Below are 22,866 nucleotides of genomic sequence, written 5' to 3' on the forward strand. Positions count from 1 at the left end.
CGTCAGCCATCCACCCGGATGCGTTCGTTTTTGGGGTCATAGGGGCTGTCTTGCACCACCTCGGCCTCCCACAGCTGATCGAACATCTTGACCTTCAGCCGCGTGCCCGCCACCGCTAAATCCGGCGTCACGTACCCCATGCCAATGCTTTTGCCAAACGCCACAGAATACCCGCCCGACGTCAACCGCCCAACGCGTGTGTCGCCATGGTACAGCACCTCGCGACCCCATGGGTCGGCATCTTCAGGGCCGTCGATCAACAGCGTCACACAGTGCGACCGCACACCGATGTTTTGCATCGCAGCCTTGCCGTGAAATTCCTTGGACAGGTCCACAAACCGCGGCAAATCGGCCTCAAGCGGGGTCGCATCCCGGCCCAATTCTGTCCCGAACGCCCGGTAGGATTTTTCCTGCCGCAGCCAGTTTTGCGCCCGCGCACCCACCAGTTTCAGCCCGTGTTTTTCACCCGCCTTTTCGATCTGATCAAACAGGTAGTTCTGCATCTCGATCGGGTGGTGCAATTCCCAGCCCAATTCGCCGGTATAGGCCACGCGGATCGCACGCACCGGGCACATGCCCAGCTCGATGTCGCGGCAGGTCAACCATGGGAACCGTTTGTTTGACAGAACGGTCGCGGGGTCGGCGTCTTTGACCAAATCGTTCAGCAAATCGCGCGATTTTGGCCCGGCGATGGCAAAGACGCCCCACTGTGTCGTCACATCCTGTGCGTTGATCCGGCCAAATTGCGGTTCCATCCGGGCGATGGCTTTGTATAGGTAATCTTGGTCATAGGCGTGCCAAGCCCCTGCAGACACGAGATAATATGCGTCTTCAGTCAACCGTACGATCGTGTATTCTGTACGCGTGGTGCCGTGATCTGTCAGCGCATAGGTCAGGTTGATCCGGCCCACTTTGGGCAGTTTGTTGGTGGTGAACCACTCTAGAAACGCCGTGGCGCCCGGCCCGCTGATGTGGTGTTTGGTAAAGGCGGTCGCGTCGACCAGCCCCACGCCTTCGCGGATCGCGCGGGCCTCTTCGACGGCATATTGCCACCAGCCACCGCGCCGGAACGACCGGGCATCATGGTCGTTAAACCCCTCGGGCGCATAATAATTCGGGCGCTCCCAGCCGTTCACCTGGCCAAATTGCGCGCCCCGTGCCGCCTGCCTGTCATAGGCGGGCGAGGTGCGCAGCGGGCGGCAGGCCGGGCGCTCTTCGTCGGGGTGGTGCGTGATATAGACGTGCTCATACGCCTCTTCGTTTTTGCGCGCGGCGTATTCTGTGGTCATCCAGTGGCCAAACCGCTTGGGGTCGAGCGACGCCATGTCGATCTCGGCCTCGCCCTCGACCATCATCTGCGCCAGATAATAGCCCGTGCCGCCCGCCGCCGTGATCCCAAAGGAAAACCCTTCGGCCAGCCACATATTGTGCAGCCCCGGCGCAGGCCCCACCAGCGGGTTGCCATCGGGCGTATAGCAAATAGGCCCGTTGAAATCATCCTTAAGGCCGCTGTCTTCGCACGACGGAATGCGGTGGATCATCGCCAGATATTGCGCCTCGATCCGGTCCAGATCGAGCTGAAACAGATCGGCACGAAAACTATCGGGCACCCCGTATTCGAAACACGCAGGGGCGTGTTTTTCATACACCCCAAGAATCCAACCGCCCCGTTCTTCGCGGACATAAGATTGCGCATCGGCGTCGCGGATCACCGGGTGTTCTGCATGGCCCTCAGTGCGGAATTTCACCAGATCGGGGTCTTGATCCATGACGATAAACTGATGTTCCACCGGGATCGCGGGTATCTTGATGCCCAACATCTGGGCCGTGCGCTGCGCGTGGTTGCCAGAGGCCGTGACCACATGTTCAGCCGTGATCACGATCTGTTCGTCCGACGCCACCAGATTGCCACCCTTTTCGATCATTTTCGTGGCTGTGACTTCCCAGTGGGTGCCCGTCCAATGAAACGCATCTGCCTGCCACTTGCGTTCTATCATCACGCCGCGTTGACGCGCGCCTTTGGCCATCGCCATGGTGACATCGGCGGGGTTTATGTAGCCGTCCGTGTGGTGATACAGCGCGCCTTTGAGGTCAGAGGTTTCGATCAACGGCCACTTGGCCTTGATGTCGTCAGGGGTCATCCATTGATAGGGTACGCCACAGGTTTCGGCGGTGGAGGCATAAAGCATAAACTCCTCCATCCGTTCTTGGGTTTGCGCCATACGCAAGTTGCCCACCACCGCAAAGCCCGCGTTCAGGCCGGTCTCTTGTTCCAGCGTTTTATAGTACCGGATGGAATAATCGTGGATGTGGGTCGTGGCGTAAGACATGTTGAAATACGGCAGCAACCCCGCCGCATGCCACGTTGATCCCGAGGTCAGCTCGTCGCGTTCCAGCAACATCACATCATCCCACCCCGCACGTGCAAGGTGATACGCGATTGATGTGCCCACGGCACCACCGCCGACAACAAGGGCTTTGACTTGGGTTTTCATGGCTGCACTCCGTGACGCGGGTTTAGCGATACCATTAGCGTGTGCCACACAAACGGGTTAACCGCCCCCGACCGGTTTGCGCAGGAAAGCGACATCCACCCAAAGGTGACCCAAAAGCCCCCCTGCTGCCCCGGCTACAGCACCTTGCCGGGGTTCAGAATACCCTGCGGATCGAGCGCCTCTTTGATCATGCGCATCACCGATGTCGCCTCGCCCAGTTCTTTGACCAAATAGGGGCGTTTGCCCTGCCCGATCCCGTGTTCTCCAGTGCAGGTGCCATCCATCGAAATCGCCAGTTCATTCAGCCAGCTGACAAACCCTGCGGCCTTTTCCAGCTCTTCTGCATCGGCCATATCGACCAGCAACGACACATGGAAATTCCCATCACCGGCGTGCCCGACAACCGGCGCAATCAGCCCCAATTCGGCCACGCGCGCCTGTGCCGCCCCCACGCAATCGGCCAAACGCGAGATCGGCACGCAGACATCTGTGGCGATCCCCTGGGCGCCGGGGCGGTATTGCAGCATCGCCCAATAGGCGTCGTGGCGGGCTTGCCACAGCTTGTTGCGCTCTTCGGTTGTTGTGGTGGCGGCATAACCCACACCGCCGTGGTCCCCCGCCAGATCGCCGAATATTTCGGCCTGTTCGACCACACCGGCCTGCGTGCCGTGGAATTCCAACAGCAACAGCGGCGTTTCGGGCAGGTCCAGCTTGGAATAGGCGTTCAGTGCCTTGACCATCACATCATCGAGCAGTTCAATCCGCGCCACAGGCAACCCGTATTGGATCACCGACATCACGGTTTGGCAGGCGGCATCGACACTCGGGAACGAACAACTGGCAGAACTGATCGCCTCGGGGATGCCCTGCAACGTCAGTGTAATTTCGGTGATCAGGCACAGCGTCCCTTCGGAGCCCACCAAAAGCCGCGTCAAATCGTAGCCCGCGGATGACTTGCGCGCCCGCGTGCCGGTGCGAATGATCCGGCCGTCCGCCAGCACGGCCTCAACCGCCAGCACGTTGTCTTTCATGGTGCCGTAGCGCACCGCATTGGTGCCCGACGCATTGGTCGCGGCCATCCCGCCCAGCGACGCATTGGCGCCGGGATCTATCGGGAAAAATAGCCCCTGATCGCGCAGATGGGTATTGAGCGCCTCGCGGGTGACGCCGGGCTGCACGCGGCAATCCAGATCGCCGGTGTTGACCTCGACGACCCGGTCCATTTGGCTCAGATCTACGCTGACCCCGCCGGCAGGGGCGTTCACGTGCCCCTCAAGCGAGGTGCCCGTGCCGTAGGGAATAACCGGCACCTGATGTTGCGCACAAACACGCACGATGTCGGCGACATCTTGGGTCGAGGTGGCAAACACAACCGCATCGGGGGGCTGGTTTTCGATCCAGGTGGTGGTGTGCCCGTGTTGTTCACGGATCGATTGACCGGTCTGAAACCGCTCTCCGAACTGCTGTTTCAGCACGCCCAAAGCGGTTTCAATACCGGTTTCATTGCGCGGCAGGTTTGCGTGTTTGACCATGGTCTTCTTTCTGTTTGTGCGCGGGCGTTACTGCCCCAACGCGATGCCTTCGCGCCGTGGATCGGCCCCGCCTTGCAGCCCGTCACCGATGGAAATGGCATGCAATCCCGACGTCAACGCCCGGCTGCCCACCTCAAACCCCATATCCGTCAACGGACCGGTCAGCGCCTCGGCCGAGGTGCCCTCTTCTACGTCGTATGTCCCAAACCGGTTGACCGCATGCGGCACCGACACAGCCTGTTGCACGTCCATGCCCCAATCCAGATGCGCGATGATGCTCTCTGCGACATAGCCAATGATGCGGCTGCCACCGGGGCTGCCAATGGCCAAAACGGGCGCGCCGTCTTTCATCACAATGGTCGGTGCCATAGAGGACCGCGGGCGTTTGCCCGGCTCAATACGGTTGGCGATGGGCACGCCATCGGTGTGCGACCGAAATGAGAAATCCGTCAGTTCGTTGTTGAGCAAAAACCCACGCACCATCAAGCGGCTGCCGAAACCGTTTTCGATTGTGGTGGTCATCGAGGCCACATTGCCTGCGGCATCCACAATCACGAAATGCGACGTCGAGGGCAGCTCAATCGAGATGTCATCCGCCAGGTTCAACGCGTGATCAAAGGCGGGCGTGCCGGGGGCTACATCCTCAAGGGCCGTGTCCCCCGCCAGCAAGGCGCCGCGTTGCGCCAGATACGCAGGATCCGCCAAGCCATCGGTCGGCACGGGGACAAAATCACTGTCGGCCATGTACCGGCCCCGGTCCGCAAAGGCCAACCGCGATGCATCGCCGATCAACCGGCGGACGGTCGGGTCTTTGGGCCCTGCCGACAGGTCGTAGCCCTCAAGCAGCCCAAGGATTTGCCCAACCGTCAGCGCCCCAGACGAGGGCGGCCCCATACCGCAGACGTCATGCACGCGGTAGGTCACGCAAACGGGCGCGCGCTCCTTGACCTGATAGATGCTCAGATCAACCGTGGACAAAACGCCGGGGTTGCCCGCAGCCTGCTGTACCGTTGCCACGATATCCTGCGCGATCTCACCGGTGTAAAACGCAGCGGTCCCGCCTTGGGCCATGGCGCGCAGGGTGGCGGCATAGTCAGGGTTTTGCAACGTGTCCCCCGCTGCAAGGGGAGTGCCACCGGGCATGAAATAATCAGCGGTGGTGGCGAACCGGCCCAACCGCTCCATGTCGCCCGCGATCAGGCCCGACAGCCGGGGGGATACTTTAAAACCCGCCTCGGCGCGCTCGATCGAAGGGGCCAGCAGATCGGACCACGCCAATGTGCCCCACCGTTGATGGGCGGCTTCCATCAAGGCAGGTGTGCCCGGCGTGCCAACCGACAGCCCCCCAACAACCGCATCAAAGAATTGCAGCGGTGCGCCGGTGTCATCCTGAAACAGGCGCGGCGTGGCTGCCAACGGGGCCGTTTCGCGGCCGTCCAGCGTGGTCAGCGTGTCAGACGCCGCATCGTAATACACCAAAAACGCACCCCCGCCGAGCCCCGAGGATTGCGGCTCGACCAGACCCAACATCGCCTGCACCGCCACCAATGCATCAGCCGCCGTGCCGCCTTGCGCCAAAACATCCGCGCCCGCCTTGACGGCCCATGGGTTCGCAGCCGCCACCATCCAGTCTTGCGCAGTGACCGGGGTCCCTGCGAATTTCGCCTCTAGCGCGGCGGCAACCTCGGGCGATAGCGCCTCAAAGGCGCCTTGTGTCGCGGCCTCGGGGGCGACGGCATCTGCGGCTTGTTGCGCATGGCCCAAGGTGGCCAGCGTTGCCGCGCATAGCGCACATCCGGTCAATAGAAATCGCATGGTGTCTCCAATTCTTGGTTCAAAATACGGGTTTCACCCGCGTTACAACATGGCAGGCACAACCTGATCGGGTGGTCGGTGCCCATCGTCAAAAGTCTTGATATTGATGATAACTTTTTCGCCCATTTCGATACGGCCCTCGCGCGTGGCGGACCCCATATGCGGCAACAACACCACATTGCCCAACTGCCGCAGCCGCGGGTTGATCTGGGTGCCACGTTCATAAACATCCAGCCCCGCGCCCGCGATTTCGTCGGCACGCAACATCCGGGTCAACGCGGCCTCGTCGATGACTTCGCCGCGCGAGGTGTTCACGATGATCGCCTCGGGTTTCATCAGTTTCAAGCGCCGTGCGTTCATCAAATGAAACGTCGATGGCGTCGCGGGGCAGTTGATCGACACCACATCCATACGCGCCACCATCTGGTCGAGACTTTCCCAATAGGTGGCCTCTAGGGTGTCTTCGATTTCGGGGCGCAACCGGCGGCGATTGTGATAATGTACCTGCATGCCAAAGGCCGCCGCACGGCGTGCCACCGCCTGCCCAATGCGCCCCATCCCCAAGATGCCCAACCGCCGCCCGGCGACACGCCCGCCCAAAAACGCCGTGGGCGCCCAGCCGTCCCATTCATCGGCCTGCATCACGCTGAGCCCTTCGGGGATTCGCCGCAACACCGCCAGCAACAGCGCCATGGTCATATCGGCGGTGTCATCGGTCAAAACGCCGGGCGTATTTGACACTAAAATACCGCGTTGCCGTGCCGTGGCCACATCAATGTGATCTACCCCGGCCCCGTAGTTGGCGATCAATTTCAACCGGTCACCAGCCCGCGCAATCAGCGCCGCGTCGATTTCATCGGTGACCGTGGGCACCAAAACATCAGCCGATTTCAATGCTTCGGCCAGCGCGGCACGGCTCATCGGCGCGTCATCGTCGCGCAGCGTGACATCAAACAGTTCCGACAGGCGCGTCTCGACAGTTTCGGGCAACCGTCGCGTGACAACAACACTCAGCTTTTGCTTGGGCATTTTGATCCTCCCCGGACTTGGCGCAGCGGGCCATTTCATGGCATGGTGGCCGAGATGGCGACGGGGCACAAGAACCTCGGACCTTCATTCGGGCAAATTACGCATAACGGGCACCGTCATGACCAAATTCATTCTTGCCCCCCTTACCGGGGCAATCTTGGCACTGTTGATCAGCACCCCGCTCGCCGCGCGCGAGACCGGCGCCATCACAAACCTGCCGCTGCCGCGCTTTGTGTCGATGAAGGCATCCACCGGGAATGTCCGGCGCGGGCCATCGTTAACCCACCGCATCGATTGGGTGTTTCAGCGCAAGAACATGCCACTCCAGATCATCGCCGAACACGGCCATTGGCGCCGGGTGCAAGACCGCGAAGGCCAAGGCGGATGGGTTCATTATTCGCTATTGTCCGGCGTGCGTACGGTGCTGGTCGAAGACGATATGCTAGACTTGTACATGCGCCCCGACCCCGAAACCCCCGTCACCGCCAAACTAGAAGGTGGCGTGATCGCACGGTTGGGAAAATGCGGGCCAGAATGGTGCCAATTGCGTTCAAACGGGTATCGCGGATGGGCCCCTAAGGCACGGATATGGGGCGTGACCCCCGACGAAATACGTGAATGATCACCGGGGGTTAACATGCACGCAATAGCCTATCAGTCTTTCGGGGCCGCGACGGATGTTTTGGACCACATCACGCAAGAGCCACCCGCAGCCGGGCCCGGTGACGTCTGTGTTGCGCTGGCCTTTTCGGGCGTGAACCCGTCGGATGTCAAAGCCCGCGCGGGCGGCCGCCCCGGCGTCACCAAACCGCCATTCGACACCATCATCCCACACAACGACGGCGCCGGAACCATTGTAGCCGTGGGCGACGGCGTCGACCCCGCACGCCTTGGCCAACGGGTTTGGATATGGAACGGCCAGTGGCAGCGCGCCTATGGTACCGCCGCCACCCACATCACCCTGCCCGCCGAACAGGCCGTGCCCCTGCCTGCGGGTGTGGGTCTGGAAACCGGCGCGGTGCTTGGCATTCCCGGGCTCACTGCCGCCCATATCGTGTTTGGTGGTGGCGAGATCACAGGCCAAACATTGCTGATCCATGGTGGGGCGGGCACGGTGGGGCATCTTGCGGTTCAGCTGGCCAAATGGGGCGGTGCGCGCGTCATCGCCACCGCACGGGGCGATGGCATCGCACGTTGCACGGCCGCAGGAGCGGATGTCGTGCTGGATTACACAGCCCCCGATCTGGCACAGCAGATTTTGGATGCAAACGCGGGCCGCCTGATACCGCGAATCGTAGATGTCGAATTTGGCCATAACATAGCGACAGACACCGCCGTGATTGCCCCAAACGGCACAATTGCGGCCTATGGTTCGGCCCTTGAGATGACCCCTACCCTGCCGTTTTACCCTTTGTTATTCAAAGCCGTGACTGTCGATATCGTTCTGATTTACCTGCTGCCAAAGGCGCAACGCGACGCCGCAATAGCACAGCTGCATGGCGCGCTTGAAGCCGGTGCATTGGAGTGCCCCATTCACAGGATTTATCCGCTGTCAGACACCGCGTTGGCCCACCAAGCCGTGGAGGCAGGCGGACGGACCGGCGCAATCTTGATCGACGTTCAGGCATAAACCACACGCCCGCCTCAGTTTAAGACCGGTCCGCGGTTTCCCAAGGCCGAAAGCCGATGTCACTCAGGGCTCCTTTGCGGCAGAATAGAAATATACTCGATTTTATAAAAATCAGGTCTTGCGTGTCCTCTACGAGCGGATTAATTAGCGAACAGAGTTGGGATGTGGCCTAGCGGTAGGGCAACTGTTTTTGGTACAGTAGATCGTAGGTTCGAATCCTACCATCCCAGCCAACTCTCTAATCTTGTGCTATCCGGCCTGAATCGCAACTTGTCCGGAGAGACTTATAATTTTGTAGGGTACGAACGAAACTTCCACCGTTTTTGATGACTTTCGGGGCCTTCTGCTGACAGAACTGGCTTCCTTGTCCATTTCCAGAAGCCGCCCGGATTGGTGTGGCTAGCCGATCGTGGATTCGGCTACCCAGGGCGGAAAGCTGACAGGGTAGCTGGCTCCTGTCCCAAGCGGCATCGCAATGCGCCATAAAACGAGAACGCCCTGGGCCAGACGGCGCAGGCGCTCTGTGTCTTTGCCAACAAGCGCAAGGCTGATTTCCGCGATCAATCTGGTTTGATCCGACCGCGCGGCGCGGAGCAAAAGCGCCAAGCCGGTCATCTGCGCGGACACCCTGAGGCAGAGCAATCCAAATGCAACGTTGTGGTGCCGTGAGAAAGTAGCTCGGTATCCGAGGCACTCCACCGTAGCATTGTCTCATCCTGCAAGTTCTCTGGAAGGGTTTCGAGCCAAGGTGGAGTCAAGGCAGCGCTTACGATGAAAGCTGCTTCATAATATTGACGCAATGCGCACCTCTGGCCTCGAGCCCCCTAACTGATCTAGGAAATGGATACGGCTGCATTTGCCGAGTATTTTTATGTAATTAACGAAGGTCTCCAGCTTACCTGGGGAATCGCAGCTAGCTTTTATCTCAGGTGGTATAGGTGGGTGAATATGACTGTTTAGTTGCAGCGAGGGGCTACGGAACTCGCTTCAACTTGGGTATGCCAAAATCGCTCATCGACGTTGATGAGGTTCCATTGCTGCGCCTCCAATTGAAGCAACTCAATGAAGCCGGATTTCGGAGAATTTTTGTCGCGAACAACAATAAAGCCTGGTCGAGCAAAATAAAACGCGAGACCGACAGGTTTTCTGATGTAGTCCTTGTTGAAGACGATGGATTTCAGTCGACACTGTTGCTTTGTAGGTCTTTAGCTGCGGACTTAACGGAACAGTTCCTCTTTACCTGAGGGCACACTCCGCGAACTGCAGGTGTCTACTTAAATTTTTGAGAGTAGCTGGGAAACAGGCTGTCTGCGGTGTCCTCTGCAGTAGCTCAAAGCGACAGCCAATCCCGTGCGGTCGGTTTTACTTGGAACCGCCCTTCCTATTGAGCAAATCCGACGTGCAAAGCTGTGAAGCCTCGCAGTGGGACGACTACTTTCGGAAGCAGCTTAGGACATCCATCATTTTCGAAGCACTACTAGACGGCTCATTGTGGCCAAGAAAATGCAACTAGCGTTGATAGCGATTTGCCCGAATGGTTCCGGCGAGATTGCAGCATTCGGAGATTAATACATCAAGAACAGCACTTATTTTACTAGTATCGTAAGTTCGCCGTACTTCGGAGCGTTCGGCATCGGTCAATACCTCTAACTCATCTCGGAAGGGCACTCTTTGAAAGGGCCGATTCGCACTAGGTGACTGCGCAAGGGAAAAGCCGACTGGACCAATCCAATGGCGAGTCTCGTCGCCCACGATTGTAATAACCAAGTAGCTGCCCTGAGCCTCATTGGTTCCATCGATTTCCACATTTGCCATTTCAAAAACCGTTGAAGGTCAATTCTATCTGACCTTCAGCGTTGCAAGACCAATCATCGCGAGGATCAGGGAGATGATCCAGAACCGGATGACGATGGTGCTCTCGGCCCAACCCTTTTTCTCGTAGTGGTGGTGGATGGGCGCCATCAGAAACACGCGTTTGCCGGTGCGTTTAAAATAGAGGACCTGGATGATCACCGACAGGGCCTCGACCACGAACAACCCACCGACAATCGCCAGCACGATCTCGTGCTTGGTGCTGACCGCGATGGCGCCAAGCGCGCCGCCCAAGGCCAGTGACCCGGTGTCGCCCATAAACACGGCCGCGGGTGGGGCGTTGTACCACAAGAACCCCAGGCCCCCGCCGAACAACCCGGCGCAAAAGACCAAGATCTCGCCCGTGCCCGGCACGTAATGCACATCAAGATATTCAGTGAAATCAACGCGGCCCACCGCATAGGCGATCACACCCAAAGTGCCCGCCGCGATCATCACCGGCATGATCGCAAGACCATCCAAACCGTCGGTCAGGTTGACCGCATTGGCGGATCCGACGATGACAATCATGCCAAATGGCACGAAAAATAGCCCCAGATTGAGCAACACGTCCTTGAACACCGGCAGGGCCAACCGCCCGGCCAGGGGTTCATATTCGACCAACCGCGCGGCCAGTTCGATATCATTGGTGGCGTGCACCTGCATGGCCAAAACCGTGGCAACACCTGCGATGGTAAAGCCAAACGCCAGTCGGACGCGCCCCGGCACGCCTTTGTGGTTGCCCTTGGAGACTTTGGCGTAGTCATCAGCAAACCCGATGGCTGCAAAGCTAAGTGTGACGCCCAGCACGATCCACACAAACGGGTTGTCCAGCCGCGCCCAAAGCATCGTCGACGTCACCAACGCCCCCACGATCAGCAGCCCGCCCATGGTCGGGGTGCCTGCCTTGGCAAAATGGCCTTCGGGGCCGTCTTCACGGATGGGTTGGCCCTTGCCTTGGCGTTTGCGCAGCACCGCGATCAGCGGTTTACCGAACAAAAACCCAAAGATCAGCGCGGTCAAAAAGGCGCCGCCTGCCCGGAACGTAATATACCGAAAGAGGTTGTAGGCATCCCCCCCATCCGACAGCAGCGTGAGCCAATACAGCATCTGTTATCCTTCTTTTTCGCCCGCCGGGGCATGTCCCATTTTGCGGATGGCGTCAACGATCAGGCCCAGCTTCATGCTCAGCGACCCTTTCGCCAGCACCACATCCCCACTGTCGAGCCGGGTTCTGAGCTGAACCAGCGCCTCTTGCGAGGTTTCAAACCAAACGCCACGTTGGGTGGGCGGCAAAATATCGTAAAGCGACCGCATCAACGGGCCGATGCAATGCACCACATCCAATGTTTGCAGGCTGGGCAAATGCGCCAACCCCGCATGCAGCGCAATATCGTCAGGCCCCAGTTCTTTCATGTCGCCCAAAAACGCGATGCGCCGCCCTTTGGACACGCGGCCAATGTCGTTTGTCACCGGCACACTGGCCAGCACCTCTAGCGCAGCGGCCATCGACGTAGGGTTCGCATTATAGCTGTCGTCGATCAGATCAAGCGACAGATGTGTCTCAACGGGATCAAGCTGGATACGTTCGCGTTGTCCACGCCCTTTATAGGGCCGCCAGCGCCCCAAGGCCCCCACCGCCAGCGCCACATCGGCGCGCAACGCGGCGACCACGGCCAACCCGCCCAAAGCGTTCATCGCAAAATGCCGCCCCGGCGAGGTGATTTTATAGATCAGCGGTTCGGCCCCCATTTCGGCCTGCACCACGGTGGTATCGCCCTGCAAATTGACGCCGAGTAATTTAAAATCATACCCATGCGCGCCAAAGCTGATATCGCGCAGTTTGCAATCTTGGGCTTTGGCCATCAAAATCGCCGAGGTCTCAACATCGGCGTTCAGCACAGCAATGCCCCCCGGCACGACGCCCTCAAAGATCGCGGCCTTTTCCACGGCGATACCCGTTATGTCGTCGAATGCCTCTAGGTGGGCGGCGGCAACGGTGGTGACCAACGCCACATGCGCCTGCGCCATTTTGGCCAACGGGGCGATTTCACCGGGGTGGCTCATGCCAATCTCGATCACGGCAAAGTCGGTATCGGCAGGCATGCGCGCCAAGGTCAATGGCACGCCCCAATGGTTGTTATAGCTGGCCACCGATGCATGCGTGCGGCCCTGCACCTGCAACATCTCTAGTAACATTTCCTTGGTCGACGTTTTGCCAACGCTGCCCGTCACGGCGACCACCTTGCCGTGCATGCGCGCGCGCGCGGCCCGGCCCAAAGCCTCAAGACCCACCAACACATCCGGCACAATCAGCAACGGCGCATCGGCGGCCACATCGGCGGGGCGGTGCGTCACCAAAGCCGCCGCAGCCCCCTGCGCCAAGGCTTGTGCCACAAAATCATGCCCGTCGCGTTCCGCCTGAAGCGCGACGAACAGATCCCCTGCTGCAATCGTGCGTGTATCGATGGAAACGCCCGTGGCGGCCCAATCGGCGGTGGCCTCGCCCCCGGTTGCGGCAACGGCGTCTGCGGCGGTCCAAAGGGTCATGCCAGTCTCCCATCCAGCGCGGCAATCGCGACGCTGGCCTGTTCTACGTCATCAAAGGGCAGCACATCGTCGCCCACGGTCTGGCCGGTTTCATGGCCTTTACCAGCGATCAGCAACGCGTCGCCCGGGCCCAATGCATCAACCCCGCGCAGGATCGCTTCGGCCCGGTCGCCGACCTCTTGCGCATCAGGTGCGCCCAACAGAACCGACGCGCGGATGCTGGCTGGGTCTTCGCTGCGCGGGTTGTCATCGGTCACGATCACCACATCTGCGTTGTCCGCCGCCGCCTGCCCCATCAAGGGCCGTTTGGTGGCATCCCGGTCACCGCCAGCGCCGACAATCGCGATCAACCGCCCCAAAACATGCGGCCGCAACGCCGCCAGCGCCGTGGCCACCGCATCGGGCGTATGGGCGTAATCAACAAACGCCGTCGCACCATTGTCGCGCGTTGCGGCCAATTGCATACGGCCCCGCACGGTCGTCAGATCCTCGAATGTGTCAAACACCACGTTGGGTTTTTCGCCACAAGCAATTACCAACGCCGCCGCCAACAGCACGTTTTCGGCCTGAAAGCCGCCAATCAGGTTCAACCGGCGCACATAAGGCTTGCCCAGATGGAAAAACTTGACCGTCTGTCCTGTGGCATCGACCTGAATATTCCCCAAATGAAAATCACCGATCTCGCGGCCCACAGACACCACCGGGCAATTGCGCGCATTGGCGATGGCGGCCATATCCACGCCGCGGTCAGCCTCGATGTTGATCACCGCCTTGGCATCTTCGGGCAGCACCCGCGCAAAAAGCCCCGCCTTGGCGTCAAAGTAATCTTGAAAGCTGGTGTGGTAATCCAGATGGTCTTGGGTGAAATTTGTGAACCCCGCCGCCTTGAGCGTCACCCCATCCAAACGCCGTTGATCCAACCCATGGCTCGACGCCTCCATCGCGGCATGGGTGACCTCATGTTCGGCGGCCAAAGACAACGCGCGGTGCAGGGTGATGGGTTCGGGCGTGGTGTGCATCAGAGGGGCTGTCCATGCCCCTTCGACGCCCGTGGTGCCCAGATTGATGGCATTATGCCCCAGCAACGTCCAGATTTGCCGCACAAACGTCGCAACCGATGTTTTGCCATTGGTGCCCGTCACGGCCACCATCACCGGTGGCTGGCGTTCAAACCATAGCGACGCCGCACGGGCCAATGCCTCACGCGGGGCGGTCGTGACAATCAGCGCCGCGTCGCTGTCGGCCAGCACCTGTGCAGCAATGCGCGCGCCTTCACTGTCGGTCAGGATCGCGGCGGCCCCCATGCGCAGGGCGTATTGAATGAACTCGCCACCATGCACTTTGGTGCCCGGCATCGCGGCAAACAAAAACCCTGCGCGCACCTCGCGGCTGTCAACGGCCAGCCCAGTGATCTGCGGGTTGCGCCCGGCCTGCGCCATCAGGCCCAACGCGGAAAGCGATTTTACATCTATGTCCATGCGGTGCCCTTTGCCAGCTTAGTTCCGGGTCAGCTTTACATCGGTCAGCTCAATTGGTTCAACAGTCGGTCTGAGCCCCAACAGCGGGGCGACCCGTTTGATCATCTCGGCAGCGACCGGCACGGCCGTCCAGCCCGCAGTGCGGCGCGGTTTGTCGCCAATGGTATCGACAGGTTCATCCAAGGTCACGATCAACACGTATTTGGGGTCATGCGCGGGGAAAATCGCGGCAAACGTCGCAATGACCTTATCGTCGTAGTACCCGCCCTGCCGGCGTGGTTTATCTGCCGTACCGGTCTTGCCGCCCACCGCATAGCCCGCCACATCGCCGAAACTGGCGGTGCCATCGGTAACAACCCGGCGCAGCATCCTGCGCGCGGCTTTGGCGGTATCTTCCGACATCACACGGGTGCCACTGCGCGGGCCGTCTTGTTTCAGGATGGTCGGTTGCACCGTGATGCCCCCGTTTGCGATCGCCGCATATCCGGCCGCCAAATGCATCGGCGATGTCGACAACCCGTGGCCATACGAAATGGTCATCGTGCTGATTTCAGACCAGTTTTTGGGCAGCAACGGTTTGCCTGTTGCGGCCTCTACCAGTTCAAACCCCGTGGCATCCAGCATGCCAAGGCTGTCCAAAAACGCCCGGTGACGCGGCACGCCGATCTGTTGGGCCAACCGCGCCGTCCCGATATTAGAGCTTTTCTCGATGATCTTGGTCACCGTCATCTCGTCGCCGTAGTTGCGAAAATCGCGGATGCGGTGCTTGCCCCACCGCAGCGGGCCTTTGGTGTCGATCACCGTGTCCGGGGTCACCAGCCCCAATTCCATCGCCTGTGCCGCAGTGAAAATCTTGAAGGTCGAGCCAAGCTCATAAACCCCCTGCACCGACCTGTTGAACAGCGGGCTGTCAGATTGGTCGCCCGTTGTAGCGGGGCGTGGCCGGTTGTTGGGGTCAAAACTAGGCAATGACGCCACGCTGATGACCTCGCCGGTGTGGGCATCCATCAAAACCGATGTCGCACCTTTGGCGTTCATCAACGCCATGCCGCCCGCCAACACCCGTTCGGCTGCGGCCTGTACGGTTAAGTCCAGCGATAATTCAAGGGGCTGCGTGCCACTGGCCGGGTCACGCAGGTGGTCGTCAAAATATTTCTCGACCCCCGCCACGCCAATGACTTCAGCCGCATGCACGCCCTCGCGGCCATAGCTGGCCCCACCCAACACATGCGCGGCCAGCCGCCCGTTGGGATAAAGCCGCATGTCGCGCGTGCCAAACAACAACCCCGGATCGCCGATGTCGTGCACCGCTTGCATCTGTTCGGGGCTGATCTTGCGCTTGATCCAGATAAATTTGCGTTTCCCGGTGAAGTCCTTGACCAGTTTTTCTTCGTTCAGATCCGGGAAAATCAGCGCCAACCCACGCGCCGCCTGTGCCGGGTCCACCATCTGGGGCGGTTGAGCATAAAGCGCATGGGTCTCGAAATTGGTGGCCAGCAGCCGCCCCTGCCTGTCCACGATATCGGCACGCCCCGCATGAATGGCGGCTCCGGGGGCCTCTGCGCGCGGTTCTGTGGGTTCCGATGTCGCCAAAAGCCCCATGCGCAGCCCAACAACACTAAACGCGATCACAAAGAACAACCCCAGCACCAACAACCGCCCTTCGGCACGCTGGCGGGCATAATCGCGCATCTGCTCATGGCGGATACGGATGTTTTCGCGTTCGATCACATCAGGGTTTTCGCCCTTGGCGCGGGCCTCAAGTATCCGGGCAAGCGGGCGCAGAGGCGTGCGGATCATGGCCGCGCGCCGCGTGGTGCCGTCGCCCCAAGGCTGGAGACATCAACGGGGTTGGTGATTGGCAACAATGGATCAGGCGGGAAGGCCACCTGCCCCACCAGACCAAATTGCTGCGATTGCAGGTTCAGCAACCCCAGCCGGTCAAAGTTAATCTCGGCCAAATCGCGCAACCGATCCGGGCGGTTCAGATACGCCCATTCGGCGCGCAACACGGCCAACCGTTCATGCGCATCGCGGATTTCGGCCCGCAACTGCCGGGTTTCTGTCAGCGCGGCCTGGGTCGCGTAATTCTCGCGGTAGGCCCAAAATGCCAATGCGATCACGCTAAGCGTTGTGAGAACGTAAAGAACGGTGCGCATTATAGAGGGTCCTTTATCACGGGCATGCTAAGAGATTTCGCGTCTATCTCGCCTGCGGGGGCGTCGGTGCGGGTGGCCACGCGCAGCTTTGCCGACCGGGCGCGCGGGTTCGCGGCGATCTCATCTGCATCCGCCGCGATGGCCTTGCGCGAGCGCAGCGTAAACGCAGGTGGTGCGGTTTCGATCTGCGGGGCATAGCGGTTTGCGTTGCCACCCGCGCCTGCGCGCGCGGTCAAGAACCGTTTGACCATCCGGTCTTCGACCGAATGAAACGTGACCACAGCCAACTGGCCGCCCGGTTTTAACGCCCGCTCAGCGGCCATAAGGCCCTGAAATAGCTCGCCATATTCGTCGTTTACCGCGATCCGGAGCGCCTGAAAACTGCGTGTGGCCGGATGGGATTGGCCGGGTTTTGCGCGCGGCAGGCAACCTTCGATGATCCCCGCAAGACGCAGGGTCGTGGTGATAGGGTCCGCCTCGCGTTCGCGCAGGATCGCCTTGGCGATACGGCGGCTGGCGCGTTCTTCGCCGTATTGAAACAGGATGTTGGCCAGCGTTTCATCGGTGGCACCGTTGACGATATCGGCGGCAGACGGGCCTTGTTGGCTCATCCGCATATCCAAGGGGCCGTCGCGCATGAACGAAAACCCGCGTTCGGCCTGATCAAGCTGCATCGACGACACACCTAGATCCAACACAACGCCGTCCAGATCTTGCGCGTATGCGTCCAGTTTTGAAAACACGCCCGGCTGTTGCACCAACCTGTCGCCATAGTCGGCAACCCAATCTGCGGCCATCTCAAACGCAAGGGGGTCGCGATCCACCGCGATGACCTTATCGGCACCCGCCTCCAGAAACCCACGGGTGTAGCCGCCCGCGCCAAAGGTTCCATCCAGCCAAACGCCACCTACCGGCGCAACGGCACGCAAAATGGGGGGCAACAAAACCGGAATATGCGGGGCAGACGTGTCAGAGGAGGCATGTGTGGCCATGAGTTACGCCTCCTTTTTGGAATCCAAATAAACCATAGGGTCGACGTCGTCTGGCAAATCGTCCAGCCAGGCTTCGGTTTTGCCGGCCTCTTCAGTCTGGTATGTTTCGGGCTTCCAGATCTGGAATGTATCCCCCGCAGCGATGAAAAACGCCTCTTTGTCGAGGTCAATTTTCTGGCGCAGTTTGGCAGGCAAAACCAACCGGCCCGTTTCATCGACGCAGGTGGGAAAGGACTGCCCGTGGAACAAACGTTGCAGCATCCTGCGTTCGATAGATCCACGCGCCAAATCGTCGATCTTGGCGTCCACCTCGTTGATGGCTTCCATCGTGTAACATTCGAGGTAATTGCGCCGGTGGTCGCCGTAGACAATGACCAACTCAGGGGCTTCGCCAGAAGTCCAGTTGGCATCGGCGGCCTCAATCACACGGCGAAAAGAGGCTGGGATAGACACCCGCCCCTTCGTATCGACCTTGTGATGGCTTTCGCCTCTGAACCTGCGGGCCACTGCCTCTTCCCAACTTAATGCGTCACATTAATATTGACGCGTATCCCCCTGTTTGAAATGGAAACGGCGGATTGATCTGCTGCCACTGATCAACCCGCCGCCCTCGTCCCGTCTTTGCGGGTAAGTCCAGTCACGCGCGCCATCTGGGGGGATGTCTGCTCGCTCGCGCGCCGGATCTCTTGGTCTGATGAAAGCGAGGTGCCTGTATGAACCTGCTAGAGTTTTTGTATGCGTGGGGTCGTTTGGTGCCCCGAGTCTCGATCTCATCTGATGTAAAAAGGTATAGCTTGGGAATTCATGGGAGAGCAACAGATTTTTGGTTACCAAAGTGCTAACTCGCCTATTTCCCGTTAATACAAAATCGAATTTTGCGGCGATCTGGCGTTAAAATCGGAACCAGTGGTAAAATTACAACCTCAGAACACCACATATAGATGGCGATCTACTTTCAAAATTCCCGCGGTTTCCCGCCACAATTTTCAAGCCTGTTGCACAGAAACTTGAAGTTCCGCCTTTGTACCACCCAAACAAGCCCATATGCGCAGCAAAAACGAGCACACCTCGATTCGTCCTTGGCCGTGGAACGCCGTGCTTTCAAGTGATTTCACTATAAATCCCACTCGTCCCATAAATTCCCGTTTAAACGCTCCATACAAATAGGCCGTCCCTATGGGAACCACGGCGCAACTGGTGTTAACTACCCCAAAGACAACCAGCGAAAGACACAGGCATGAATATCCCCATCACTATATTAACCCGATCATTCCGGTTGATCTTTGCCGAACCCGGTCGCACTCTGACAGTCATCACACCGGGCCTGCTGCTCTATTGTCTTGCGGCTTTTCTCTGTTACGCCAGCCTTGATGTCACCGCGGGGCAGCTGGCCATTCGCAATACGCCACTGCTCTTGCTTGGCATTACCCTTGCCATACTGGGCTGGATGAGCTTTGCGATCTTATGGCACCGCCATGCCCTGCTGCAGGCAGACCAACGCACACAGGTTATGCGACCGACCAGCGGCATTTTCGGCTTGTACCTCAAATCCACAGTGGTGATCGGGCTGATTATGATTTTTCTGGCGTTCTGCATCGGGATCGTCGCCAGTATCGCCAGCCTGGTCCTGCTGACCGCCCTGGGCCCAACCCTGGGGCTCATCGCAGCGACGGCCCTCATGGCGGTGGTGTCAATCGCGCTATCCTGGGCGATACTCAGAAGCAGCCTCATCCTGCCCGCCGCCGCAATGGGCCACCGGATGGCCCAGTTTGAAAGCTGGCACGCCACCCGGCCCATCAGCCGCGAAATATTTTGGACCGCGGTCTTGCTGGGTGTTTTAAACGTCGTTTTCACCCAGATATTGGGCGGGCTCGCTGTCGCGCTGCCCACCTACGCGATTGGCCTTCAGGCAGCGCAACTTATCGTTCAGGCGCTGATCTACGTCAGCGTCCTCAGCACATTATATGGTCACCTTATACAGGGCCGGTCCCTGACCTAAGCCATACCGCCTTTGATCAGCCCATCTGCGATGCGCGCGTAGGCCTCTGCCATGGGGCCGCCTTGCGCCGCGATGGGCGTGCCGCCATCGCCCGCCAACCGGGTATCTAGGTCAATGGGCAATGCGCCCAACAAGGGCACGCCCAACCTATCCGCTTCGGCAGCAACCCCGCCCTGCCCAAAGATCTGATGTTCGGCCCCGCAATCAGGGCATACAAACATCGACATGTTTTCGATCAGGCCCAGCACCGGCGTTTTTAGCGTGTCGAACATATCGAGGGCCTTGCGTGCATCTATAAGGGCCACGTCCTGCGGCGTGGACACCACAATCGCGCCGGTCAGCTCCGATTTGGTGCACAGCGTCAGTTGCACGTCGCCCGTGCCCGGCGGCAAATCGACCAACAGCACGTCCAACTCGCCCCATTCCACCTGCCCCAACATCTGCTGCAATGCGCCCATCAACATCGGCCCGCGCCAGACGACCGCCTTGCCCTCTTCCAGCATGAACCCGATAGACATCACCGTGACCCCATGGGCCTGCAACGGGATGATCGTTTTGCCGTCAGGCGACGCAGGGCGTTTATTGACCCCCATCATGCGCGGCTGTGACGGACCATATATATCAGCGTCCAACAGCCCAACCTTGCGGCCCGCCTTGGCCAGCGCCACCGCCAAGTTAGAAGAGACCGTCGATTTACCAACGCCGCCCTTGCCCGACCCGATCGCCAGAATGCGCTGAACGCCGGTGGGTTTGGTCGGCCCGTCTTGCGGTTTGGGGTGGCCGCCGATTTTCAGACTTGGAGGGGCTGGTTTCTTTTCGGCGGGGCCATGGGCAGTCAGCGCGACCGACACATTATCAACCCCCGGCATCTCGGCCACGATCTTTTCAGCCGCATCGCGCAACGGGCCCATCTGGCGCGCAACCTCTGGGCTGGGCGCTTCGATCACGAACCGCACCGTGCCGCCCTGAATCACCAAAGCACGAATCAAATCATGTTCAATAAGGCTCCTTCCGTCCGGCAAGGCGACACGGCGCAACGTGGCCTCAACATCGGCTTTCGTTACAGTCATGCTTAAATTCTCCTCAAATCCGCCGCTTTCCTAAGCGACTGTTTCCGCTAACATTACTTGGGCCCCATTCGTGCTTAACTATTTAGCAACAAACGTAAATTAACGCTAGGTCGCCTATGCATTTGCCGCATAGCAGCATTGTTACAGCGTCTATTGTGCACCCGCAGCATTTTCATACATAAAGACCTCAAGACAGTATGACGTAACAATGATGAGGCACTTACAATGGCCTATTACACACAGACCCAAAGCACATCCAGAAGCCTTATCGAACGGGCGCTGGCTGGCACTGCAGAAATTCTGAACGTAGCTGCACAACGCTATGCTCAACACCGCGTATACCGCGAAACATACGACGAGCTCGCATCCCTGAGCGACCGTGAATTGTGTGACCTCGGCCTAAGCCGGTCAGTCATCCGCGGTCTGGCCCTGGAAGCAGCCCAGAAATTCGTGAGCAAATAAGCTCGCGTCCGAAACAGGTGTCTATCTCCTCCCTGAAGACACCTGTGACCCAAGCGACGGCATTCATCCTCCTCCCGGATGCCGTCGCCGATATTCCAGCGCACCACATGTGCGCACCTGGCCCAGGGCACCCGCCTTCCGTCAGGGAACCAAGATCAGGCGCGCCTTCCTCCTCCCTGGGGCGTCTGTAACAAGGCAGTGACGTTCATCCTCCTCCCGGATGTCGCTGTCCGTAATACCCAGACCAGTATGGCTGGTTTTGATGCGTATCAGGGGCCTTCCTCCTCCCTGACCTCTGATACGGTAAAAGAAGGCGGCGCTCACCTCCTCCCGGGCGTCGCCTTTTTTGCATCTGCCACACATCGATTTTCCCCGATGATCTGCGCCAAGGCAGCGCAAAAATGCCTAAATCCGCGTAAAATTTGATTTAGACAGCCGTGGTCTGGAAATTTTTTGTTAGGCGCGCCTAAAGTAACAAGAGATATGATAGTGTTGCGCTATCTAGACGTGTTCATAAAGACGCCCCACACCCGGTGAGTATAAGATGCCTGTTTTCATAGAACTAACGGACGCAAACGTCACAGATGCATCGTTTTGGGCTGGCTTGACAGTCGACCAAGACAGCACAATTGACGCCAGCAACATCAGTGATGACTTTCAGATCACGATGACGTCCAACGGCATCACCTTTACCGACACCAGCACCGGAACGACCACCAGCTATACAGACAGTGACCTTGCCGGCGGGTCGTTCAGCGAATTCGTCCAGTTTTACGGCAACGACGGCAATAGCAACGTCAGCGGAACAGTGGGCCTGAATGCGCAAGGTTACAACGGTGGCGACGGCGACGACACTCTGACCGATGACGGCAACCTGGGCGGGCGCATCGATGGCGAAGGCGGCGATGATGTGCTGCAGGGCGGCACGGGAAACAACAATATCTTTGGCGGGCAAGGCGATGACGTCCTAAGGGGTGGCGGCGGCAGCAACAACATCTTGCTTGGCGGTGACGGCGACGACACACTTTTTGCTGAGGACGGCGGCGGTAACCTCGAAGGCGGCTCGGGGGATGACGTGATCGTCGCCGGGCTGAACACCGGATTTGTTCAGGGCGGCACCGGCACGGACAGCCTAACCGTGCCTGAAGGTTCTGTCGTGGAGCCGTTTTCCCCCACAGGTGGTAACGTCATTCTGCCAAACGGAAACAGGTTCACCTACCTGAACATTGAAACAGTGACCGTCGCGTGCTTTACCGCCGGCACCCCCCTGCGCACACCCCACGGCGATGTCGCGGTCGATATGCTAAATGTGGGCGACTTGATACTAACCGCTGATCATGGTGCCTGCCCAATCCGTTGGATCGGCAAACGCACGGTCCCCGGTCGGGGGGCGCTCGCACCAATCGTGTTTCTGCCCGGCAGCATTGGCAACGACGCAAAACTGCGCTTGTCACCACAACATCGCGTCCTGCTTAGCGGCTGGAAATGCGAACTGATATTTGAGACACCCGAAGTCCTATGTGCCGCAAAGCACCTGTGTGACGGCGATCAGATTTTCACCGAACCCTGCACCGAAGTCACATATTACCACGTCATGTTCGATCAGCATGAGGTGGTATTTGCCCATGGCGCCCTGCTCGAGAGCTTTTACACTGGCGATCATATTCTAGACGCCGATCAGGACATCCACGCAGAGCTCACCGCCCTTTTCCCAGAACTGGCTCAAAGCAATTCTGCCCGCGCAGCACGCCCGTTTGTCAAAGGATACGAGGCGCGCGCACTTTTACCGCTTTAGGTTGCCGCC

The 22,866-nt window shown here is 59.3% G+C and carries 19 protein-coding genes and 1 tRNA gene; 7 read left to right on the plus strand and 13 right to left on the minus strand.

The window, feature by feature from the left end; genetic code table 11:
- Positions 1–2: 2 nt before the first annotated feature.
- From ABJH13_RS06240 to ABJH13_RS06255, 4 genes are all read right to left on the minus strand, one after another.
- Entirely contained in the window at positions 3–2,495 is a 2,493-nt protein-coding gene (locus tag ABJH13_RS06240; protein WP_348405360.1) for an FAD-dependent oxidoreductase, read from the minus strand.
- A gap of 134 nt (positions 2,496–2,629) precedes the next feature.
- Positions 2,630–4,027, minus strand: coding sequence for an FAD-linked oxidase C-terminal domain-containing protein (locus tag ABJH13_RS06245; RefSeq protein ID WP_348405361.1), 1,398 nt, complete (start codon positions 4,025–4,027; stop codon positions 2,630–2,632).
- A 27-nt stretch (positions 4,028–4,054) separates the two neighbouring features.
- On the minus strand, positions 4,055–5,842 hold the full coding sequence (ggt, locus tag ABJH13_RS06250; protein ID WP_348405362.1) for a gamma-glutamyltransferase: 1,788 nt from the start codon (positions 5,840–5,842) through the stop codon (positions 4,055–4,057).
- A gap of 42 nt (positions 5,843–5,884) precedes the next feature.
- A complete protein-coding gene (locus ABJH13_RS06255) occupies positions 5,885–6,871 on the minus strand; it encodes a D-glycerate dehydrogenase (protein WP_348405363.1) in 987 nt (328 codons plus the stop codon).
- A 118-nt stretch (positions 6,872–6,989) separates the two neighbouring features.
- Here ABJH13_RS06255 and ABJH13_RS06260 point away from each other — a divergent pair, with 118 nt between their 5' ends.
- From ABJH13_RS06260 to ABJH13_RS06270, 3 genes are all read left to right on the plus strand, one after another.
- Positions 6,990–7,493: an SH3 domain-containing protein gene (locus ABJH13_RS06260; RefSeq protein ID WP_348405364.1), complete on the plus strand. Its 504-nt coding sequence runs from the start codon at positions 6,990–6,992 to the stop codon at positions 7,491–7,493.
- Positions 7,494–7,508: 15 nt separating this feature from the next.
- Complete coding sequence (locus ABJH13_RS06265) at positions 7,509–8,501, plus strand: NADPH:quinone reductase (protein WP_348405365.1); 993 nt, start codon at positions 7,509–7,511, stop codon at positions 8,499–8,501.
- Between the two features lie 158 nt (positions 8,502–8,659).
- Positions 8,660–8,734 (plus strand) — tRNA-Gln (locus ABJH13_RS06270).
- A 166-nt stretch (positions 8,735–8,900) separates the two neighbouring features.
- Here the strand turns inward: ABJH13_RS06270 and ABJH13_RS06275 are convergent.
- A complete protein-coding gene (locus tag ABJH13_RS06275) occupies positions 8,901–9,116 on the minus strand; it encodes a hypothetical protein (RefSeq protein WP_348405366.1) in 216 nt (71 codons plus the stop codon).
- Between the two features lie 323 nt (positions 9,117–9,439).
- Here ABJH13_RS06275 and ABJH13_RS06280 point away from each other — a divergent pair, with 323 nt between their 5' ends.
- Positions 9,440–9,745 carry an NTP transferase domain-containing protein gene (locus ABJH13_RS06280; RefSeq protein WP_348405367.1) on the plus strand — a complete coding sequence of 102 codons (306 nt, stop codon included), beginning with the start codon at positions 9,440–9,442 and terminating at the stop codon, positions 9,743–9,745.
- 595 nt (positions 9,746–10,340) lie between these two features.
- Here ABJH13_RS06280 and mraY read toward each other — a convergent pair.
- The 7 genes from mraY to mraZ are packed head-to-tail and all read right to left on the minus strand — an operon-like array spanning position 10,341 to position 18,038.
- The gene (mraY, locus tag ABJH13_RS06285) at positions 10,341–11,462 is read right to left on the minus strand and encodes a phospho-N-acetylmuramoyl-pentapeptide-transferase (RefSeq protein WP_348405368.1); all 1,122 of its coding nucleotides are present in this window, start codon (positions 11,460–11,462) and stop codon (positions 10,341–10,343) included.
- Between the two features lie 3 nt (positions 11,463–11,465).
- Entirely contained in the window at positions 11,466–12,902 is a 1,437-nt protein-coding gene (gene murF, locus ABJH13_RS06290) for a UDP-N-acetylmuramoyl-tripeptide--D-alanyl-D-alanine ligase (RefSeq protein WP_348405369.1), read from the minus strand.
- Positions 12,899–14,380: a UDP-N-acetylmuramoyl-L-alanyl-D-glutamate--2,6-diaminopimelate ligase gene (locus tag ABJH13_RS06295; RefSeq protein ID WP_348405370.1), complete on the minus strand. Its 1,482-nt coding sequence runs from the start codon at positions 14,378–14,380 to the stop codon at positions 12,899–12,901. Before ABJH13_RS06295 ends, murF begins: the two co-directional genes overlap by 4 nt.
- 18 nt (positions 14,381–14,398) lie before the next feature.
- Complete coding sequence (locus ABJH13_RS06300) at positions 14,399–16,180, minus strand: penicillin-binding protein 2 (protein WP_348405371.1); 1,782 nt, start codon at positions 16,178–16,180, stop codon at positions 14,399–14,401.
- Positions 16,177–16,539 (minus strand): cell division protein FtsL, encoded by a 363-nt coding sequence (locus ABJH13_RS06305; RefSeq protein WP_348405372.1) that lies wholly within the window; start codon positions 16,537–16,539, stop codon positions 16,177–16,179. Before ABJH13_RS06305 ends, ABJH13_RS06300 begins: the two co-directional genes overlap by 4 nt.
- Entirely contained in the window at positions 16,539–17,531 is a 993-nt protein-coding gene (rsmH, locus tag ABJH13_RS06310; RefSeq protein WP_348405373.1) for a 16S rRNA (cytosine(1402)-N(4))-methyltransferase RsmH, read from the minus strand. Before rsmH ends, ABJH13_RS06305 begins: the two co-directional genes overlap by 1 nt.
- A gap of 3 nt (positions 17,532–17,534) precedes the next feature.
- Positions 17,535–18,038, minus strand: coding sequence for a division/cell wall cluster transcriptional repressor MraZ (mraZ, locus tag ABJH13_RS06315; RefSeq protein WP_348405374.1), 504 nt, complete (start codon positions 18,036–18,038; stop codon positions 17,535–17,537).
- A gap of 730 nt (positions 18,039–18,768) precedes the next feature.
- Here mraZ and ABJH13_RS06320 point away from each other — a divergent pair.
- Positions 18,769–19,530: a hypothetical protein gene (locus tag ABJH13_RS06320; RefSeq protein WP_348405375.1), complete on the plus strand. Its 762-nt coding sequence runs from the start codon at positions 18,769–18,771 to the stop codon at positions 19,528–19,530.
- Here ABJH13_RS06320 and ABJH13_RS06325 read toward each other — a convergent pair.
- On the minus strand, positions 19,527–20,600 hold the full coding sequence (locus tag ABJH13_RS06325) for an Mrp/NBP35 family ATP-binding protein (RefSeq protein WP_348405376.1): 1,074 nt from the start codon (positions 20,598–20,600) through the stop codon (positions 19,527–19,529). The two genes, ABJH13_RS06320 and ABJH13_RS06325, sit on opposite strands and share 4 nt — an antisense overlap.
- A gap of 225 nt (positions 20,601–20,825) precedes the next feature.
- Here ABJH13_RS06325 and ABJH13_RS06330 point away from each other — a divergent pair, with 225 nt between their 5' ends.
- Complete coding sequence (locus ABJH13_RS06330; RefSeq protein WP_348405377.1) at positions 20,826–21,062, plus strand: DUF1127 domain-containing protein; 237 nt, start codon at positions 20,826–20,828, stop codon at positions 21,060–21,062.
- 544 nt (positions 21,063–21,606) lie between these two features.
- Complete coding sequence (locus ABJH13_RS06335; protein ID WP_348405378.1) at positions 21,607–22,857, plus strand: Hint domain-containing protein; 1,251 nt, start codon at positions 21,607–21,609, stop codon at positions 22,855–22,857.
- Positions 22,858–22,866 lie beyond the last annotated feature (9 nt).

This window comes from Roseobacter sp., assembly GCF_039970775.1.
GTDB lineage: Bacteria > Pseudomonadota > Alphaproteobacteria > Rhodobacterales > Rhodobacteraceae > Roseobacter.

Excerpts from the sequence above, each read along its gene's own strand:
- ABJH13_RS06305 (WP_348405372.1), bottom strand. The coding sequence starts at position 16,539 with ATGCGCACCGTTCTTTACGTTCTCACAACGCTTAGCGTGATCGCATTG.
- ABJH13_RS06330 (WP_348405377.1), top strand. The coding sequence starts at position 20,826 with ATGGCCTATTACACACAGACCCAAAGCACATCCAGAAGCCTTATCGAA.
- mraY (WP_348405368.1), bottom strand. The coding sequence starts at position 11,462 with ATGCTGTATTGGCTCACGCTGCTGTCGGATGGGGGGGATGCCTACAAC.
- ABJH13_RS06255 (WP_348405363.1), bottom strand. The coding sequence starts at position 6,871 with ATGCCCAAGCAAAAGCTGAGTGTTGTTGTCACGCGACGGTTGCCCGAA.
- ABJH13_RS06335 (WP_348405378.1), top strand. The coding sequence starts at position 21,607 with ATGCCTGTTTTCATAGAACTAACGGACGCAAACGTCACAGATGCATCG.
- ABJH13_RS06240 (WP_348405360.1), bottom strand. The coding sequence starts at position 2,495 with ATGAAAACCCAAGTCAAAGCCCTTGTTGTCGGCGGTGGTGCCGTGGGC.
- ABJH13_RS06260 (WP_348405364.1), top strand. The coding sequence starts at position 6,990 with ATGACCAAATTCATTCTTGCCCCCCTTACCGGGGCAATCTTGGCACTG.
- murF (WP_348405369.1), bottom strand. The coding sequence starts at position 12,902 with ATGACCCTTTGGACCGCCGCAGACGCCGTTGCCGCAACCGGGGGCGAG.
- ggt (WP_348405362.1), bottom strand. The coding sequence starts at position 5,842 with ATGCGATTTCTATTGACCGGATGTGCGCTATGCGCGGCAACGCTGGCC.
- rsmH (WP_348405373.1), bottom strand. The coding sequence starts at position 17,531 with ATGGCCACACATGCCTCCTCTGACACGTCTGCCCCGCATATTCCGGTT.
- ABJH13_RS06275 (WP_348405366.1), bottom strand. The coding sequence starts at position 9,116 with ATGACCGGCTTGGCGCTTTTGCTCCGCGCCGCGCGGTCGGATCAAACC.
- ABJH13_RS06245 (WP_348405361.1), bottom strand. The coding sequence starts at position 4,027 with ATGGTCAAACACGCAAACCTGCCGCGCAATGAAACCGGTATTGAAACC.
- ABJH13_RS06325 (WP_348405376.1), bottom strand. The coding sequence starts at position 20,600 with ATGACTGTAACGAAAGCCGATGTTGAGGCCACGTTGCGCCGTGTCGCC.
- ABJH13_RS06300 (WP_348405371.1), bottom strand. The coding sequence starts at position 16,180 with ATGATCCGCACGCCTCTGCGCCCGCTTGCCCGGATACTTGAGGCCCGC.
- ABJH13_RS06295 (WP_348405370.1), bottom strand. The coding sequence starts at position 14,380 with ATGGACATAGATGTAAAATCGCTTTCCGCGTTGGGCCTGATGGCGCAG.
- ABJH13_RS06265 (WP_348405365.1), top strand. The coding sequence starts at position 7,509 with ATGCACGCAATAGCCTATCAGTCTTTCGGGGCCGCGACGGATGTTTTG.
- ABJH13_RS06320 (WP_348405375.1), top strand. The coding sequence starts at position 18,769 with ATGAATATCCCCATCACTATATTAACCCGATCATTCCGGTTGATCTTT.